Annotated in this window: 12 protein-coding genes; 2 read left to right on the forward strand and 10 right to left on the reverse strand. The window is 54.8% G+C overall.

Annotated elements, in window-relative coordinates:
• Window positions 1-37 precede the first annotated feature (37 nt).
• The 3 genes from U9M73_RS07300 to U9M73_RS07310 all read right to left on the reverse strand — a co-directional run bounded on the left by U9M73_RS07300 (window position 38) and on the right by U9M73_RS07310 (window position 6,916).
• A complete protein-coding gene (locus U9M73_RS07300; RefSeq protein ID WP_036645878.1) occupies window positions 38-1,807 on the reverse strand; it encodes an ABC transporter ATP-binding protein in 1,770 nt (589 codons plus the stop codon).
• Window positions 1,808-2,060: 253 nt separating this feature from the next.
• Window positions 2,061-5,771 carry a dynamin family protein gene (locus U9M73_RS07305; protein WP_323076672.1) on the reverse strand — a complete coding sequence of 1,237 codons (3,711 nt, stop codon included), beginning with the start codon at window positions 5,769-5,771 and terminating at the stop codon, window positions 2,061-2,063.
• A gap of 158 nt (window positions 5,772-5,929) precedes the next feature.
• Window positions 5,930-6,916 (reverse strand): substrate-binding domain-containing protein, encoded by a 987-nt coding sequence (locus U9M73_RS07310; RefSeq protein WP_323076674.1) that lies wholly within the window; start codon window positions 6,914-6,916, stop codon window positions 5,930-5,932.
• A 149-nt stretch (window positions 6,917-7,065) separates the two neighbouring features.
• Here U9M73_RS07310 and modA point away from each other — a divergent pair, with 149 nt between their 5' ends.
• Both modA and modB read left to right on the forward strand, forming a co-directional pair.
• The gene (gene modA, locus U9M73_RS07315) at window positions 7,066-7,935 is read left to right on the forward strand and encodes a molybdate ABC transporter substrate-binding protein (RefSeq protein WP_085169184.1); all 870 of its coding nucleotides are present in this window, start codon (window positions 7,066-7,068) and stop codon (window positions 7,933-7,935) included.
• A gap of 6 nt (window positions 7,936-7,941) precedes the next feature.
• Window positions 7,942-8,616 (forward strand): molybdate ABC transporter permease subunit, encoded by a 675-nt coding sequence (gene modB / locus U9M73_RS07320; protein ID WP_009225930.1) that lies wholly within the window; start codon window positions 7,942-7,944, stop codon window positions 8,614-8,616.
• A 101-nt stretch (window positions 8,617-8,717) separates the two neighbouring features.
• On the opposite strand, the gene U9M73_RS07325 is transcribed toward modB, so the two are convergent.
• From U9M73_RS07325 to U9M73_RS07355, 7 genes are all read right to left on the reverse strand, one after another.
• Entirely contained in the window at window positions 8,718-8,996 is a 279-nt protein-coding gene (locus U9M73_RS07325; protein ID WP_009225929.1) for a hypothetical protein, read from the reverse strand.
• 30 nt (window positions 8,997-9,026) lie between these two features.
• The gene (gene nth, locus U9M73_RS07330; RefSeq protein ID WP_009225928.1) at window positions 9,027-9,704 is read right to left on the reverse strand and encodes an endonuclease III; all 678 of its coding nucleotides are present in this window, start codon (window positions 9,702-9,704) and stop codon (window positions 9,027-9,029) included.
• Between the two features lie 111 nt (window positions 9,705-9,815).
• On the reverse strand, window positions 9,816-12,539 hold the full coding sequence (locus U9M73_RS07335) for an S-layer homology domain-containing protein (RefSeq protein WP_323076678.1): 2,724 nt from the start codon (window positions 12,537-12,539) through the stop codon (window positions 9,816-9,818).
• A gap of 74 nt (window positions 12,540-12,613) precedes the next feature.
• Window positions 12,614-13,210, reverse strand: a complete 597-nt coding sequence (locus tag U9M73_RS07340; protein WP_323076680.1) for a GerMN domain-containing protein — start codon at window positions 13,208-13,210, stop codon at window positions 12,614-12,616.
• A gap of 25 nt (window positions 13,211-13,235) precedes the next feature.
• The gene (locus U9M73_RS07345) at window positions 13,236-14,702 is read right to left on the reverse strand and encodes an N-acetylmuramoyl-L-alanine amidase family protein (RefSeq protein ID WP_323076681.1); all 1,467 of its coding nucleotides are present in this window, start codon (window positions 14,700-14,702) and stop codon (window positions 13,236-13,238) included.
• Window positions 14,703-15,245: 543 nt separating this feature from the next.
• Entirely contained in the window at window positions 15,246-15,863 is a 618-nt protein-coding gene (locus U9M73_RS07350; RefSeq protein WP_323076683.1) for a GerMN domain-containing protein, read from the reverse strand.
• 38 nt (window positions 15,864-15,901) lie between these two features.
• Window positions 15,902-17,416, reverse strand: a complete 1,515-nt coding sequence (locus tag U9M73_RS07355) for an N-acetylmuramoyl-L-alanine amidase family protein (protein ID WP_323076684.1) — start codon at window positions 17,414-17,416, stop codon at window positions 15,902-15,904.
• Between the last annotated feature and the right edge of the window lie 128 nt (window positions 17,417-17,544).

Here is a 17,544-nt window from a genome sequence, read left to right on the forward strand (position 1 = left end):
CCGGACTTGGGTTTCGACCTGGTCGCGGTATAGGTATTCACGCATCTCCCTCCCCTTCATGCCCAAGGGCTCCAGCCAAATGGTCTGCATATTGGATACGGTACACATCTTGGTACGGACCCGGGATTTCAATCAATTCCTCATGTTTCCCGCGTTGTACTACCCGGCCTTCGTTTAAGACGAGGATCTCATCGGCATGCCGCAGCGAAGAGATCCGATGGGCAATAATAAACGTTGTCCGTCCTCGCATCACTTCCTGGAACCCGGATTGGATCTCCTGCTCGGTCTCCATATCCACCGCGCTGGTGGCATCGTCCAAGATCAGGATTTTTGGATTCTTGAGCAAGGCGCGGGCGATGGCGATCCGCTGCTTCTGGCCCCCGGACAATCCGAGTCCCCGTTCACCTACGACAGTATCGTAACCGTCCGGCAGCTCCATGATAAAATCATGCGCTTTGGCTAGTTGGGCGGCACGAATGATTTCCTCCATCGTTACGTTGGTCATGCCGTAAGCAATATTGTTCTTAATAGATGACGAGAACAGGAACGTCTCCTGAAACACCGTAGCAATTTGGCTGCGCAAGCTGCGCACGCTGAGCTCCCGAATGTCTTGGCCGTCCAGCAGAATGCGGCCTTTATTCACGTCGTAAGCACGCATTAGCAGCTGGATAATCGTTGATTTGCCGGAGCCGGTGCCGCCAAGAAAGCCAATGACGGAGCCGGGCGGAGCATGGAAATCGATGTCCACCACCGCCGGCATTTTGTTCCCGTAAGCAAACGTCACTCGATCGAACCGGACATCTCCGCGAACCTGATCCGGATCAAGCTCTATCGCTTGTTCTTTGTCCTTCACATCGATCGGTTGATTTAGAATTTCCAGCACCCGTTCCCCGGACGCTTTGGATTGCGTATAGTTATTGATATGAAAGCCTAAGCCCCACATCGGACCAATGATAAACCAGATTAAACTGAAGAACGCGACCAGATCACCGAGCGACATCGACCCTTTGATCACCAAAGTCCCGCCAACGGACAGCAGCACCGCAACGCTGATCGAAGCCAGCAGCTCCATAACCGGAAAGAACCGGCTCCACAGCGTGGCCGCGAAGATCTGATTATCTTTATAGCGCTCATTCCGAAGCGAGAACTTCTCGACTTCGTGCGGCTCCCGGGCGAACGATTTGACGGTACGCACGCCCGTCACGTTCTCCTGCACCGCGGTCGTTAAGGAACTCAGCGCCAAACGCATTTCCTGGAACGCTGGATGAATTTTTGACTCAAATTTGAGGGCGACACCGGCCAGGAAAGGGATGGTTATCATCGTGATTAAGGTAAGCTGCCAATGGATGGACAGCATGACCGCTGCCCCAAACGTAACCATCAGGATCAGATTCAGCAGTTGGGCAAAACCAAACCCCACGAAGTTGCGGATGGCTTCCAAATCCCCGGTCAACCGCGACATTAAATCCCCAGTTTTCGCCGTGTCATAATAGCGGAACGATAAAAACTGCAGTTTCTCGTAACATGCGTTACGCAGCCGGTACGCCAGGTAGTTCCCCAGCCTTCCGCCAAAAAAACCGTGCAGGAACTGCAAAAGCGCCTTCACAGCCACAACCGAAACCGCCGTCGCGGCAATCCATACGACTTCTCCATAATTCCCCGGCCGAATTACATCGTCGATCAGCTTGCGAAGCAGCATCGGGTAGACTAAGCCAAGCCCAGTCGCAGCTGCCAAGCATAAAATCGACAACACCAAGTAATTCAACTTTGCCTGGTAATAAACCCGAAGTTGCCTAAGAACCTCCATGTCTCTCCTCCTACACCCGTTTGTGGAACTATACTTCAGATACCCCGTCATAACCAAACGGTTCCGGACGTCTTAGCAGCAAGATCAGGGAGAGTCGTCTGAACGCCGCGAAACCTGTCATCGCCTGAAAGCATGCGCTTTCATGGTCTTAGTCCCTTGCAGTTTATCATCATGATTTTCCCGCGGCAAAGCGTAGAAAAGCCTAATATCCGGTAAATACGGATATTAGGCTTCTATCACGGGTGAAACCCGCCTATTTATCATAAAAAGCTTCCATTTCCTCCACATCCCGCCCGATTTGAGCAAGGATGCTTTTCCAACGCGCCAGCTCCTCCGGAGAGACTTTGGAGCCTTGGATGCTCTGCTCCCATTCCGCCCACAAACCGCGGAACGTTTCAGCCGTTTGCTCCTTCCGCAGCGCGATTTCGTGCTCATAATGTTCCCGGAAAAAGGCTTCCATTTCGCCAACGATCGCCTTCAGCTTGGCGAGCAGCGGCTCCTCGAGCTTCGCCCGCAGCTGCAAACGACCGCCGCCTTCAAAAAACGCCTTTGGATTTTTGAAATACGGCCAATAGGTCTCTGGCGCCAACGATCCGCTGCCCAGCAAGCCTTCAGGAATCGCCGGTGTATCCCAGCTCGTTTCCGCGTTCGAATAGCTGAGCGGCATATCCAATGCCGCCTCATGCCGGCGGCACCAGCCTTCGGCTTCCCGGCGAAGCAGCGCCTCCGCTTTACGCTCCAAACGCAGCGTGGTGGCAAGCAGCTCGCGCTCCAACTCGCCCGAAACTTGATCCAGCCATCCGCGCAGCGCGACGGTAAAATTCCGTTTCAACGGACCGTTATGCTCCTGCAGCAAGGAGGGATGGAAAAATTCCGTGAACAGCTCCAGCGCCTGCAGCCGTACCCGCTGCACAACGTGGAACAGCAGCTCGGCGTTCTCCTGGCTCCATTCCCTGCCGATATCGACCTGAAGAAACTCGGCAACCGCCTGCTCGAACCGATCCCGGCGTCCGCGCAAGGCGGCGAGCTGTTGCTCCGCGTTTTCCGCGCTTTGTCCAGCGGCTTCCGTCCATTTGGACAAACGTTCTTGCATCTGCTTCATCATTTCTACTGCGGACGAAACCGCCAGATTCCCGAGATCCTGTTCCAGGAAAGTCGAAAAGCGTTGCCGGAAAAGGGAGAAGCCTGGGTCATCCGCCGTATTATCCCGCCTTGCAGCCATTGCCCGCATACTGGATACGGCATATACGTTGGGCTGCTGGATGCCGGCGGTACGAAGACCATCCCGTACATGCTCCACGACAGCCGTCAGCTCTTCCTCCGAAGACGCGAGATCGGCGGCGTTGACGACAAAGAACATTTTGTCGAGGGCGAAGCTGCCCTTCATCCGTCCCAGCTGGCTCAGCAACTGTTTATCGGCACGCGAGAACGCGTGATTGTAATACGTCACGAAGATGATCGCATCGGAATCCTTCATATATTGGAACGTGACTCCGGTATGGCGGGCATGGATCGAATCGGCCCCCGGGGTATCCACCAGCACGATGCCTTGTTCAGTTAACGGACAGCGGTAATAAAAATCGATTTCCGCTACGAAGCAGGCTTTCGCTTCGTCTGCCGCATAGCTGCGGAACTGCTCCGCTTCCACGACCTCCACCTGCCCAAGCCGATCAGCGGATTCTGCCCATCCAGCAGCTGCAGCTTGCAAGAAGCTGTAGTGCGCTCGGCCGGCCGCCGGAATGTCTTCGGGCTTCAAGCGCCGTACCGCCTCCATCCAGGCCGTCTCCTTCCATTCCCCTAAGCCGAGGGCTTGGAAGGAGTAGGCCAAGTCTTCGCGGATCGCCTCGGCGCTCTTGAATTTGACGGCGGCCGTGTTATGGCGCTGACCTTCTGCCGGCGCCATCACGCGGATGATCGCCGCGGTGGTCGGATGCGGCGAGACGGGCAACACCGCTTCGCCGAGCAAAGCGCTGGCGAAGGACGATTTTCCGGCGCTGAACGCTCCGAACAGCGCCACGGTGAAGACGCCGTCGCGCAGCTCGGCGGCGCGCCGGGTCAGCTCCCGCACCCCGGTGCCGAAGGCCGGGTGGGGAGCCAGCCGCTCCGCCGCAGCCGCCAGGCGTGCGGCGGCGGCAAGCGCGCGCCCGCGCGCAGGCGCAGCCGGCGGCTCTTGCGCCGCCGCGGCTGGCGCGGGCGCCGTTGCCGCCGGGGCACTGCCCCCGGCGGCCATCGCCTGCGGCGGCGGTGCGGCTGAGGCAGCGGTGCTCGCTGCCTCAGCCGCCGCAGGCGCTCCCGCGCCGCCTGCTGCGCGCGGCGCGGCCGCCTCTGCCCTCACCTCCGGCAGCAGGCCGGGGGTGAGGGGCACGGGCGCGCCCAGCAGCGCGGCACAGCGCGCTGCGCGCGCCTCGGCGGCCGCGTCCAGCTGCGCTAGGGCGCGGGCCGCGGGAAGGCGCGCCGCCAGCTCGGCGCGCCGGGCGAGCGCCGCCTCCGCCTCGGCGGCGCGGCGCGGCGACGGCGCGGCGAGCAGCGCGTCGATCACGTCCACGGCCGCGCGGCGATAGCGCGCGGCGATGCCTGCGGCCACCGCTGCCGCGTAGTGCAGCGTCGACTCGCCGGACAGCATCGCCCCGCCTGGAAGCGGCTCCGTGATCCACGCCTCCGCCGGCTTTGGCATCCGCTCGTCGAGCTGCTGCTCCCAGGCTTCGCCCCAAATCTCCAGCTCTTGGCCGATCGCCCGCAGCTCCTGGCGCACATGCCAGTCCAGCTGCGCTTCGACTTGTTCGGCTAACGCCTGCAAAAACTCGCTTTGCCGCTTCTGCTTCTCCGCTTCCGTCTTCCCGGCAGCGAACCAGCCCTTCACTTTAAAGCCCGGCGCCTGACTCTCTAAATAACGCCCCGCCTGCTCCCGCAACGGCGGCGTCATCATTTGGGCCGTTTCCAACAGGCTGCTGATGCGGCGCAGCCACTCCTGCTTCCGCATATCCCATACCTGCTCTCCCGACGGCCCCGCCATTTCCAGCTGCCGCAGCTCTTCTTCCATCGCGGTCACGTCCGTTTCCCCGCCGGCTTCCGCCACCAACTGCTCACGCTGGGACTGCTCCGCCGCAGCCGCACGGGCCAGATAACCTTCAACCGACTGGGCGGCTGAAGCATAAGCGCTATACTCCAGCAAGCCTTCTCCCCGTGCAAACAAATTGCGGATCACTTTCCGTAACTGCGGAAGCATATTGCCAGGAGCGTCCTCTTTTTTAAGCGAGATATAAAAAATCCCCTGCGCCTTAATATTCCAGTTCCGGAACGCCTGACTGACCGATGCCTGGTACGCAGTGAAGGCCAGCTCCTCTTCCCGGTGCTTATCAATTTGGTTCACGATCATATAGACAGGTTTACCATAATCGCTTAACGATTTGGCAAAGCTTAAATTCGTCTCCGACGATACATGGTTATAATCCATCACGTAAAAAACAACGTCCGCCAAATGCAACGCAGAATACGTGGCCATCGCATGGCCGGCGTCGTTGGAGTCGACCCCCGGCGTATCCAGCAGAACGCCGCCGCGCGGAGGCAGCTCCACCCGGTCCCACAACTCAACGCGGGCATATTCCTCCCCGTTGCGGCAATACGCTACCACCTCGTCCACCGGCACCTCGACCTTCGGTTTCGCCGGATCGGCTGGCGTCAGCAGCGCGCGCGGCTCCCCTTCCCGGATCAGTACCACGTTGGCGCTGGTAGGTAGCGGACTGGCCGGCATCACCGTCTTCCCGCTTAACGCATTAATCAGACTCGACTTCCCTGCCGAAAAATGGCCGCAAAACGCCGCAACCAGCTCCCGTCGGCCCAGCTTATCGCCCACTTCCCGAAGCTCCGCCGCCGCGGTTGCATCTCCTTCCTGCTCCAGCAAGTGCTGCAGCTGATGCAGCCGCTCCTGCAGTTCATAGTCCGTCTTCGTCATCGTCCGATCCATCCAAGCCCCTCCGTTTTCCACGCTGCGAAATCAAGTTTCATTTTAATTATTCATATTTTAACATTTCCCCGGGCGCTTGGAAATGCTCCCTGCCGCAGCTTCCCTGCGGGCTTCCTGTACAACAAAACCGCCCCCAAATGGAGACGGTTCAAGATTTATTAATATAACCCGGCCTCCCGATCCGCTAACACCTTTCCGGTGAGCGACAGATCGTAGTCGCCAAGCGAGGAGAGCACCCCGCGCAGCTCAGAGGATTCCAGCGCTTCGCGCAGCTTGGCGATCCACTCGCGGTTTTCCGGTTTGTTCAGGACGACGAGATCCACCCGCTCCAGGGTAAGCGGGATAAACTCAAGTCCGGCGATCTTAGCCGGTCTCTCACTGCCGATACCTACGTCCGCTTGGCCGAGGGCAATTCGCCCGCCAAGGCCCATATGCGACGTTTCCTCTTGGTTGTATCCGATAATGGAATCCGGCGATATCCCGTGCTTGCGGAGCTGTTCATCCAGCAGCACCCGAGCGCCAGAGCCTTTTTCCCGGTTAATCAACCGAATTCCCGGCCGCGTCAGATCCTCCCAGGAGCGAATCCCCAGCGGATTGCCCTGCTTGACGTAAAATCCAGCCCGGCGTGCCGCAAAATTCAACACCATATAAGGAAGGGAAATAAAAAGTTTGCGGATATAAGGCAAATTGTACTCCCCGGTATCTCCGTCATACAGATGCGTACTCACGATATCTGCCGCACCGTTATACATGGCCACCAAACTGTCCATACTGCTGGCAAAAGAACGCAACGGCCGGCACCCGCGGAGCCTCGATTCCAGCGCTTTCGCCAGCAGGTCGAGTCCTGGATCTTGCCCGGTAATGACCAGCGTTCTTGCACCGAGCGCTTCTCCACCATCGACATCCGGCCGAGGCGGCACGGTATAGGGCACCTGGAATACCGGCACACCAGCGGCAGCATGAGGCGTTGCCCCGCCTTTGGCTCTCTGCTTATAAGCTTCCAGATCGGTGGAATCCACCCGCATCTGTTTACCTACCCGATAAGCAGGAAGCTCTCCTTTTTTGATTAGATCGTAGACAGTTAGCTTGGACACCTTCAACAGCTTGGCGATTTCCTCTGCTGTATAAGAGATCGGTTCGGTCATAGCGTACTCCTTCATCATAGTTCATGCAACTAGACTCATCTTACCGGGGATTTCCCTTTTTTTCAATGAATGCTCCCTAAGTGATCTATACAACTAGTTATGTTTCGTATAATCTAGTTATAATTAGACATAACCAAGGAGGATTCCATATGCAAAAGTTTTTGAAATTGCCCTTTTTGGCCGCATTCGCAGCCATTATTCTACTCCTATCCGCGGGATGCAGCGATCCATCTGCTTCTTCCAGCAACACATCTTCGGTAAGCGCCGATAGCAGCAACGCGGCAAACTCTTCGTCCACAACAGCTGAGAATCCATCTGAACCGGCTGAGCAAGTTGAGCTGCTCATCTCTGCCGCCGCCAGCTTAACCGAAAGCTTGGATGAACTCAAGGGCGTATATGAAGCCGAGCACAGCCAAGTGAAGCTCACTTTTAACTATGCCGCTTCCGGTACGCTTCAGCAGCAAATTGAACAGGGCGCGCCGGCCGACTTGTTCCTCTCCGCTGGAACCAAGCAGATGGATGCCTTGGTCGACAAAGGTCTCATTGACGATCAACTTAAGACCAATTTGCTGACCAATGATCTGGTACTGGTTGTTCCCAAGGACGGTTCCGCAGAGGTCCAAAGCATGGAAGATTTAAGCAAGCTCGGCGATATCGCCATTGGCACCCCTGAATCGGTCCCGGCCGGAAAATACGCGCAGCAAGCTCTTACCTACCATAAGCTTTGGGAGCCGCTGCAATCCCATCTAGTGCTGACGAAGGACGTCAAGCAGGTGTTGTCTTATGTAGAAACCGGCAATGTCGACGCCGGATTCGTGTACAAAACCGATGCAGCCCTTTCGGACAAGGTGAAGGTGGCCTTGACCGCAGAAGCCGAAAGCCATGACCCGATTGAATATCCAATCGGAGTGCTCAAGGACAGCGCTCATCGCAACGAAGCTAAAGCTTTCTACGAATTTTTAAAAAGCGACCAAGCCCAGCAGGTGTTCGTCAAATACGGGTTCACCCCGGCGGAGTAACCTCACATGCGTACATTTGAAATCTCGACTTCGTTCTGGGAGCCGATCACGTTATCACTGCAAGTGTCCATCGCCGCCACTGCCATCGCTTTTGTGGTAGGGTTACTGGTGGCATGGCGCATGTCCGCGGCCTCCTTCTACGGGAAAACGCTGGTGGAAACCGTCTTTCTCCTTCCGCTCGTTCTGCCGCCAAGCGTGGTAGGGTTTATTTTACTGGTGGTGTTGGGAAAAAATAGCTGGATCGGACAGGCAGCGGACCGCCTGTTCAACATCAGCTTTGTGTTTCAGCCGCTTGGCGCGATCGTCGCTGCGGCCGTCGTCAGCTTCCCGCTGATTTATCAAACGCTGAAGTCCGGCTTCCTTGAAGTGGATAAACATTTGAAAGACGCCGCCCGTTCCCAGGGAGCCGGAGAATGGCAGGTGCTTATCTATATCGTGCTGCCGCTCGCCTCTCGTTCGCTGCAGGCGGCATTTATTCTCGGATTTGCCCGTGCGCTGGGGGAATTCGGGGCAACGATGATGATCGCCGGCAACATCCCCGGCCGAACGCAAACGATTCCGACGGCAATTTATTTTGCCGTTGACGCCGGAAACCTGCAGCTGGCCTGGGCGTTAACAGGCTGCACGATCCTGCTCTCCTTCGGACTACTGCTGATCTCCTCGCGCCTAAGAAACGATTGATCATGTATAAGCTCAACAACAAAAATCCCCTCGAATGTGGGTTATTACACCACGCATCCGAGGGGATTTCATTTTCTCTTTTGATGAGAAGGATCTGCGCTCTACTTCACCGCAACTTCTGCGGTTTCTGTTGGAAGCAGGACTTCAAACACCTTGCCATGCTGCAAAATCGTGATGCCGCGCGTCTTATCCTTCATGACGACGACCTCAGGTTTCGCCGACATCCGCCCCAAGTAATGCTCAGGCACTTCACCGGAGTCGCTGACCATTAACCCTTCCACTTCACGTTCGTCGTTTTCACCTAAATTCAAATCAAGGACTTGCTCAAATACGTCCGAGAACTGTTCAAAGTTGTCGGTATACACAGAAATGCATCTCATATGGTCTCTCATCCTCACCTATGGGTTATCTTATTTTGCCGCATTTTTCTTAGGTTTTCTGTTTTGCGGCGTTTTCATACGTTTTTTGCCCTCCCGGCAAACGTCAAGCAGCGGGCAGACATCACATTTGGGGGCTTGCGCCTTGCAGTGATACCTTCCGAAAAAGATCAAGCGATGATGCGTTAATGTCCATTCCTCTTTAGGCACCCGCTTCATCAGCTTCTTTTCCACCTCGAGAACGGAATCGTTCCACCCGGCCAAACCTAACCGTTTGCTGACGCGCTCCACATGCGTGTCAACGGCGATCGCCGGAACGCCAAAGGCATTGGATACGACAACGTTTGCCGTCTTACGCCCAACACCGGGCAGCTCAACCAGCTTCTCATGTTCTCTCGGCACCTCTCCGCCGTACCGTTCCAGCAAGATTCTGCACAAACTTTGAATATGCTTGGCTTTGCTGCGATACAAGCCAATTTTGCGGATATCCTGTTCCAGTTCCTCCAGCGGAACCGATACGTAATCCTCCGGCGTTTTATACTTCTTAAATAAATCAGCCGTAACTTTATTTACCGTAGCGTCGGTGCACTGCGCGGACAGGAGGACGGCAATCGTAAGCTCAAAGGCATTCTCGTGGTTCAACTCACAGCGCGCATCCGGAAACATGGCACCGATGGTGTCTAAAATATGGCGGACATCAGCCGCGTTCATGTCTCCACTCCTTTCCTGGAGGCCCTGCTGGCCGCATGGTTTTATCCGCGAAAAAACCGTCTTGACTCGGGAAACATCCCGCATCAAGACGGTTGATCTCACGAAAAATGATTATTGCTTTTCGACTTCAACCAGCTTGTCTCCGTTGAAATACAAAACAATTTTATCATTAATCTGGAGGGATTGCACGGATATTGTCGTGTCACCTTGGTGAATATACGTATCCGCTGTTACCGCAAAGCGATAATTGTTGTCAGACGTGGAGGACCGCAAGACGATAATTTCCTTGCTTACCCCGTCGTAACGGGAGAATTTGCGTTCTTGCGGCGTCAGCACCTTAACGACAACCGCTCCGTTTGTATCTTTGCGAACCTCAACATGATCACTGGTCGTTAGCGATGTCACACTTGTGCTGACTTCCGTTCCACGTTGAACCTTCACGCCGCTCGCTAAGGAATAGGTTTCCACGTTCCCGGCAAAAGATTTTACCAGCAAGGTCGAACCATCAACGCTTTGAACCTTCCCTAACGTCAGCTTCACGACTTGCAGCGAGATCGCCGTTTGGCCGTTAAACGTAACGTTAATTGTTTGGCCCGCCTTCAAATCGCTGACTTTAATCGCCCCGCCATTTTCGCCAAGCAGTACAGCTTGATCCACATAGAACTCGGAGGTCACACCGTTCGCCGTCGCCCGAATGCGGCTGTTTGCCGTATTTACCGAAACGACTTCAAACTGGATGGAGCTCTTCACCGCCAACGTTTGCAACGCGTCCTGATTCGCCGTCAGCATCGCGGTAACCGCATCCCCGGCTTTGAGATCGGCCAGCGAGGCGTTCGCTTTACCATAAATGCTGATCGTCGGCGTTGTTCCTTGATAAGGAATTTCTACGGTTTTGCCATTGTTCTGCAAAATCGTAATTTTCTTCGATGAGGTATTGGCCGATACATAAGTGCCTTCGTACTTGTAGGTCACATCCACATTAACTGCGCGAGAACCTACAACCGTCAGATCAACCTTGCGCCCTTTGGACAGCAGAGCCTCCAGACCGGACAACGTTGGCGAGGTTGTGTTGTAGCTGTATTTCGTCTTCTCATCGATCACGAACACATACGGTTTCTCCGACGCATCCAAGACAGTAAGCGCCTTGGTTTTCGTATCGTAGTTGATCACCGTTGCGCTCTCCAATTTCTCGGATTGACGCCCCGTAACTACGATCTTCGTCACTTCGTCGTCAGGATTCAGTGTCAATTCGACCTTGTCCCCGCCCTTTTCGTCGGTGATCAGATCGTCCAGGCTTGCATCAGCGATCCCGTTGATTTCCACAGTCACGTTCTTCGCCAGCCGCTTGATTTCGTCACGTCCGCCTGCATTCGTATAGCTCAGCAACGTATCGCCAACGAGATCCAGCAAGGTCCCGGTCACCGTTCGTTCTGTCGCTTGGGTCACAACCAAGGAGGCCAGCACGCCGTCCTTCACTTCAAACGTAACCGATGCCCCTTCGTTCACTTCGCCCATCTGATTCAGAACTTGATTTTGGTAGAGCAAAATCGTCTTATCGTTGAATTTGAACGTTTCTTCATTGCCGTTAGCAAGTTTGATCGTAATGTTCTTACCCGTAAGATCAATTTTCGAAACCGTACCGCTGCCGGATACATTCCCTACAGATTGCAGTTGAATGATCACCGGCTTCTTGTCAGACGTAAATGTCTCACGTTGAACAACTACCGTGCTCTCCGGCGTTAAGTCGCTGACTTTAATGGAGTTCCCGTACTGATCCACAAAAGTGGTATTGCTGTCATAGGTCAACGTCAACGGATTGTTATTGACCAATAATAGCAACTGGTTATTCCCGAGGACACGCAGCAACGTTCCTTCCGAGCGCTCCAACTGCTGGTTCGGATCGGTTACTTCTACATATGCGGCTGAGCCCACCTTATCCACGGCCAGCACTTTCGTATACAGCTTCAAGGCGCTTTGCGTTGTTCTCGTTTCGGAATCCTTCGTGAAATAGACCGAACGGTTATCCAACGTAAAGCTCTTCAGCTGTCCGTTCGTATACAACGTCAGCTTGCTGTCCGTAAGCTCGGTAACAATCCCCTCGTAGACGTTGGCATAGCCCGGGTTTACGTATTCACTGCCGCGGCTAAAGAAGGTTGCGATTTGGGCTCGCGTGACTTTGCCCAGTGGATCGAACCGGTTGCCCTCCACCCCGTTGGTCAGCTTCAGTTGAACCGCAACATTAACGTATCCTCGCGCGTTCGCGGAGATGCTGGTTTGGTCGGCAAAGCCGGTTGGCAGCGTTGCGGAGGCTTTCGCTTCCGCGTCTTTACCCAAGGCGCGAACGAGTAGCTTGGCCACCCATTCCCGGGAAGCCTTCTTCTCACCCCAAGCTTCGCCTTCCTTCGTGGATGCGAGCTCTTCGTTTTTGTCAATCAAATTTTTCGACAGTGCCAGCTCCAAATAAGGTTTAAAATAATTGCCAACTTTCAGATCTGCCGGAGCTCCGGCACCGTTGCCCAGTTGCGAATCCAGGTTCATGAACCGGATCGCCATCGTAATCGCTTCCTGCTGGGTGACGTTGTCGCCCGGACGGAACTTGCCGGCATCGCCTAGCAGAATGCCTTCAGCTGCTAATTTGTATATATGTTTCTCCGCCCAAAAACCGTTCGGTACGTCGCTAAACAAGGATACCGACGCAACGCTTTGCGAGGTGGTTACAGCCGGCGTTTCCTCGGCGAATGCCGCCGTCGTCCCGCCCAAGCACATGGCCGTGACCAGCATCGCGGAGACCGCTTTCCGGGTACTGCGTTGAAACGTGCGTTTATAGGATGCCATCAAATTCTTCCTTTCTACAAAAAAGATCTCCTTAAACCATTCGACGGCGGACGGGCGAGTTCCTCCCCAATCCCTTAATTTCTTACTAATGGATGCGTCAGTTCGACATGACCCATCAAAGTATCCACGGGAGAGCCATCAACCAGCACATCGATCGCTTGCACCTCGTCGAATTGGAACAAAGTGTTCTTCAGCGCATCAAGCGCCAGCGCTTCCCCGCCTGCTCCAAGGCGCGCTTCATCCGGCAGCGTCAAATCAACGGTTACCGTTCCTTCCTTGAAATCGGCGGAATGAAACTCCGCTTTGCCCCATAGGGAGAACTGGCTCGCATTGCTAGGAGCTTGCAGCGCTTTGAGGGCTGCCAAATATTTATCTTGCTTCGCTGGATAAGAGATCTCGCGGCTCTCTTTGCTTAGCTCCAGCATCTGATCATCGGTAAAATAAACCTCGATGCTCTCCGTCATCTGCTGCGGTGCATTCGTTTCGTCCGCTCCTTGCGTCGAATCGGAATTTTGCGGCGTAGCCTCGTCTGGTACTTGCACACTTCCTTGGTTGGCCTCGGCATTCCCCGCTCCGTTATTCGGAGCGGCCTGCGGTTTCTGCCCGCAGCCGCTGCTCAAGGCGAGCAGAAGTACCAGGATTCCAAGGATGCTTCTTCTTCTTCTGTTCACGGTGACTTCCTCCTTCGCCCGGCGATCACTGAAGGCCGAGATATTCTTTAATGCCGTCAACGATACCCTGGGCAACTCTGCTCCGGTACTCATCGGTTGCCAACAGTGCATCATCGTTTTTGTTACTTAAGTACCCGCATTCCAGCAGCACGGCCGGCATCGTAGTTTCCCGGGTCACGTGCAGGCTTTGCGTACGGACTTTGCGATCGGCCAAGCCGGAAGCTTGAACCAGATGCTTATGCATGACCTTCGCCAGATCCAGGCTGGCTGCCCGCGTATAATAGGTCTCCACGCCGCTGGCCGAAGCAGAGCCGGAATTCGCATGTACGGAGATAAAGATGTCTGCTTTTACGTTCTCGGCAATCTTCACCCGGTCAGACAACGTCGGATACGTATCGCTTTCGCGCGTCAACACTAGATTGATGTTCGGATCGTTTTTCAGCAGCTCCTTCACCTTCAGAACGACCGCCAGGTTAAAGTCTTTTTCCTTCTTCTTCGTCACACTGATGGCGCCCGGGTCGCTTCCCCCGTGACCGGCATCCAGCACGACCGTCTTCTTCCCGCTGCCGCCAGAGGTTCCTCCGCCCTGACTTGATTCCGAGTTCAAATTCACAAAAATTAAGCCGTCATTCTCATTGACCAGCTGGTAATTCACCTTGTGATTCAAATCCAATACGATCCGAACCGTCGAGGGATTGTTGCTGAACAACGCATATCTGACCTTGGAAACATCAGGGTATTCCGTTACCTCAATGGACCCGCTCTTGCTGGCATCCAGCGGCGCGCCTCCAGCCAACGCTTCGGCAAATTGAGCTTGCGGCAGATCGATCACGAGCCGTTCCGGGCCGCTCATCGTAAAAATATTAGGCGTCACATTCTTATCGACCGCAATCATCAGGCTGTTGTTATCAAACGCGATTCCGGTCACTTTCGCCAAATTGCTGGTATCTGCCGGAGGTACAACCGTTCCCGGCTGCTGCCCATCGGTTCCGTTGCCGTTCCCGGTGTTGTTGCCAGACCCGGCATTGCCGGTATTTCCGCTTCCACTGCCAGAGCTTGGCGTCGTCAAATAGGCAGCCTTAGCTGTGTTATCCCAAGCCACTTGCAGCCCCATTTGCTCTCCGACAAACCGCATAGGTACGAGCGTAGTATCTTGGGCAAGCTTCGGCGCGACGGGCAGTTTGACCTCGCTTCCATTGACGGAAGCGGTTGTTTGATTAATGACGAGAATAAGCGTTGTACCGGATTGCTTTATGGTTACCGTGCGCGTCTTCTTCTCATAGTTGACGTCAAAACCTAGCTCCTCCGCGACGACACGAATTGGAATCATCACATTTCCATTCACATTTTGGACTTGTCCATTTTCGGGCAAAGCGAGTGCTTTCCCATCCAGATAAATACTCGTAATGCCGGACGCAGCATGTCCTGTTTGCGCCATTACGAAGAGAAGCAACCAGGCGAACATGAGCGTCACCAAACTTTTTTTCTTCATCCGTCACCCCTACCTTTAGAATTTTTGCCTTATGATGCCGTGGGTGTTCACTTCCATTTCGACATCACCAGACGACATATTAGACGCCAAACCGCTTGGAAAGTTGCGAAAATCCGGCATTTTTCTGCTTAACTTTTGCCAGTGTTTCCTACGAAAATCCTAGGTTTCCTGGATGGGAAAGAGAGAATTGGGCCCAAGTTTGCGTTGACCGGTGAAATAACGCCTTAAAAGGGCGCTATCTTCAACAAGGTAGGGGATTTGGCAAAAATAGAGGAACTTTTGGGCGCTATTTTCGTGGGAAGGGGGAAAAAAGCAGGATAATGGGGCGATCCTGGACAAATAAGGCCATGAATTACCGCTATTGTCGTGATAGCGGGTATAAATCATGGAATAAGGCCACAAAGTACCGCTATTGCCGCCAGAGCAAAAAAACAGCCCAGCAAATCCTCAAATGGATTTACTAGGCTGGCTATAGTCTGTTAACGGCTCTTGAGTTCCGTTACATTTCACACGGCGGCCTTTCCGCGCTCTTTGATTTCGTGCTTACCGGGTCATCGGATGTTCCAGATCGACATGGCCCATCAGCGATTCGACTTGCTGACCATCCACCGTCAACTCGATTTGCTGAACTTCATCAAACTGGAACATCGTGTTCTTCAGCGCTTCGATAGCCAGCGACTCCCCACCCGCACCAAGGCGCGCTTCGTCCGGCAAGTGAATATCAATCGTTAGTAGCCCATTCTCCGGTACGAACTTCACCGTATTCAGGACCACCTTCTCCCATAGGGAGAACAGACTGTCATCTGCCGTTTGCAGCGCCTCAAAGGCGCTTTCGTATTTGCTATGGTCCGCTGTAAATTCAATCTCACGCGGCGTCTGCTTCAGCTCCATCATTTCATCATCTGTAAAATAAACCTGAATGGTCAGCTTCTCCGCCCCCGTTTGTTGCGCACCAGCTTGGGGATCCCCCGATTCGCCGGTACCGTTGACCGGCCCTTGCACCTCTTGCATCTGTGTTTCACTTTGCTGCGCCCCGCTGCTTAGGGCGGTTTCCCTTAGATGCTCATTCTCCGGAGGTGAAGCCGCCGGCTTGTTTCCGCACCCTGCGGCAACCCCCAGCATAGCCACCAAAGCCAGCAATACCGCCACTTTTCTTTTCATGCCGCTCCCCTCCTTGTCGTTTCGGCCTCTCTTATCGATTATAAGCCCAGATATTCTTTAATACCCGCGACAATACCTTCTGCAACACGCTGCTGAAATTCCTCCGTGTACATTAATCCGGCATCGATCTTATTGCTGAGATACCCCACCTCAAGCAGCACGGCCGGCATCTTCGTTTCCCGTGTGACATGCAGGCTGCTCTTTCTGACGCCGCGATCCGCCAAGCCCGTTGCCTTCACCAAATGCCGGTGCATGACATTGGCGAGCGGAATGCTCTCGTCCCGGGTGTAATACGTTTCTGAACCGCTGGGGTTGCTTGGAGGATCGATGCTGTTTCCATGGATCGATACGAACACCGAAGCCCCGCGATCGTTGGCCACCTTAACCCGGTCTTGGAGCGACATGGTGACGTCCGTCGTACGGGTCAGGATCACCTCCAACCCGGCTTCCTGCTGCAGCAGCGCCTCGACTTTCAGCGCCACAGCCAGCGTAAACTCCTTCTCCTGTTTCTTGGTGACGCTGATTGCCCCAGGCTGGCTCCCGCCATGCCCCGCATCGATCACAACCAGCGGTCGGCCGCTTCCGCCCGTGCTGGTATTCGGTACGCCTGCGGCTGCTGTCAAGTCGACGGTTACAAGGCCATCGTCGAGGTTCGTGACCGTAAACTCAACGCTCCGGTTCAAATCGATTACAATCCGAACAGTTGACGGCGATTTGCTAAACAGCGAATAGCGGATCTGGGAGACGTCCGGATAATCGCTGACGGCAAATTGACCATTCCGGCCTGAGTCCAAAGGATGAACGTCCCCGAATGTCGGAGCAAAGTCGGCGTTGGGAATATCTATGACGAGACGTTCGGGACCGCTCATTTTAAATACGTTCGGGGTGACGCTGCCGGAAACAGCAAACATCAAACGATTTTCGCTAAAGCTGATGCCTTGGATCAACGCGATAGGGCTCTCAGCTTGGTTCCCGGTTGAAGCTCCCGGGTCGTATGTATCGTCATCCCCCGCTATTGGCTGCCCTCCCGGAACAGAGTTCGGAGTCTCCGACCCTGGGGCTTGGCTGGCCGTACCCGGAACAACACCGGCGGCGGAACCTCCCGCAGGACTGGTTAAGTAAGCGGATTTCGTGGCATTATCCCAGCTGACCTTCATGCCCATCTGTTCACCAACGAAACGTAGCGGAACAAGCGTTGAGTCTCCCTGCAGAAAAGGAGCATTACTCAGCTTGACCAACTGACCGTCAACATAAGCGGTGTCCTGACCCAGCGTGAGCTTGAGCTCGGTGCCCTCCTGCGTGATCGTAATCGTGCCGCTCTTCTTCTCCCAAGCGACTTGATAACCCAAACCTTCGGCAACGACGCGCAGCGGCACCATCACGTTGCCCCTCACGATCCCCGCTTGGGCACCGGCAGGCTGCTCAAGCTCCTGGCCGTCCAACACGATATGTGTCCCGGATGACTCCGCCGAGGCGGCGTAGGCGTTGTTCGCCAATCCCGGAAACACGAGCAAACCAACCAACATAAACATCAATAAGCCGAGTTTCTTCATCCGTAAATCCCTACCCCACCCTCGTATTTTGCCGAATCAAGAATCTCATTGACGGATACGCCACCAGAATGGGATCCAGCGAGCATTGTAAACGCCAACATTCCTAAAACGTTGCTAATTACTTCCAT

This window comes from Paenibacillus phoenicis, assembly GCF_034718895.1.
GTDB lineage: Bacteria > Bacillota > Bacilli > Paenibacillales > Paenibacillaceae > Fontibacillus > Fontibacillus phoenicis.

What these genes read in the sequence shown, in the direction of transcription:
- U9M73_RS07300 (WP_036645878.1), bottom strand. Translation starts at nt 1,807, where the DNA reads ATGGAGGTTCTTAGGCAACTTCGGGTTTATTACCAGGCAAAGTTGAAT.
- U9M73_RS07305 (WP_323076672.1), bottom strand. Translation starts at nt 5,771, where the DNA reads ATGGATCGGACGATGACGAAGACGGACTATGAACTGCAGGAGCGGCTG.
- U9M73_RS07310 (WP_323076674.1), bottom strand. Translation starts at nt 6,916, where the DNA reads ATGACCGAACCGATCTCTTATACAGCAGAGGAAATCGCCAAGCTGTTG.
- modA (WP_085169184.1), top strand. Translation starts at nt 7,066, where the DNA reads ATGCAAAAGTTTTTGAAATTGCCCTTTTTGGCCGCATTCGCAGCCATT.
- modB (WP_009225930.1), top strand. Translation starts at nt 7,942, where the DNA reads ATGCGTACATTTGAAATCTCGACTTCGTTCTGGGAGCCGATCACGTTA.
- U9M73_RS07325 (WP_009225929.1), bottom strand. Translation starts at nt 8,996, where the DNA reads ATGAGATGCATTTCTGTGTATACCGACAACTTTGAACAGTTCTCGGAC.
- nth (WP_009225928.1), bottom strand. Translation starts at nt 9,704, where the DNA reads ATGAACGCGGCTGATGTCCGCCATATTTTAGACACCATCGGTGCCATG.
- U9M73_RS07335 (WP_323076678.1), bottom strand. Translation starts at nt 12,539, where the DNA reads ATGGCATCCTATAAACGCACGTTTCAACGCAGTACCCGGAAAGCGGTC.
- U9M73_RS07345 (WP_323076681.1), bottom strand. Translation starts at nt 14,702, where the DNA reads ATGAAGAAAAAAAGTTTGGTGACGCTCATGTTCGCCTGGTTGCTTCTC.
- U9M73_RS07350 (WP_323076683.1), bottom strand. Translation starts at nt 15,863, where the DNA reads ATGAAAAGAAAAGTGGCGGTATTGCTGGCTTTGGTGGCTATGCTGGGG.
- U9M73_RS07355 (WP_323076684.1), bottom strand. Translation starts at nt 17,416, where the DNA reads ATGAAGAAACTCGGCTTATTGATGTTTATGTTGGTTGGTTTGCTCGTG.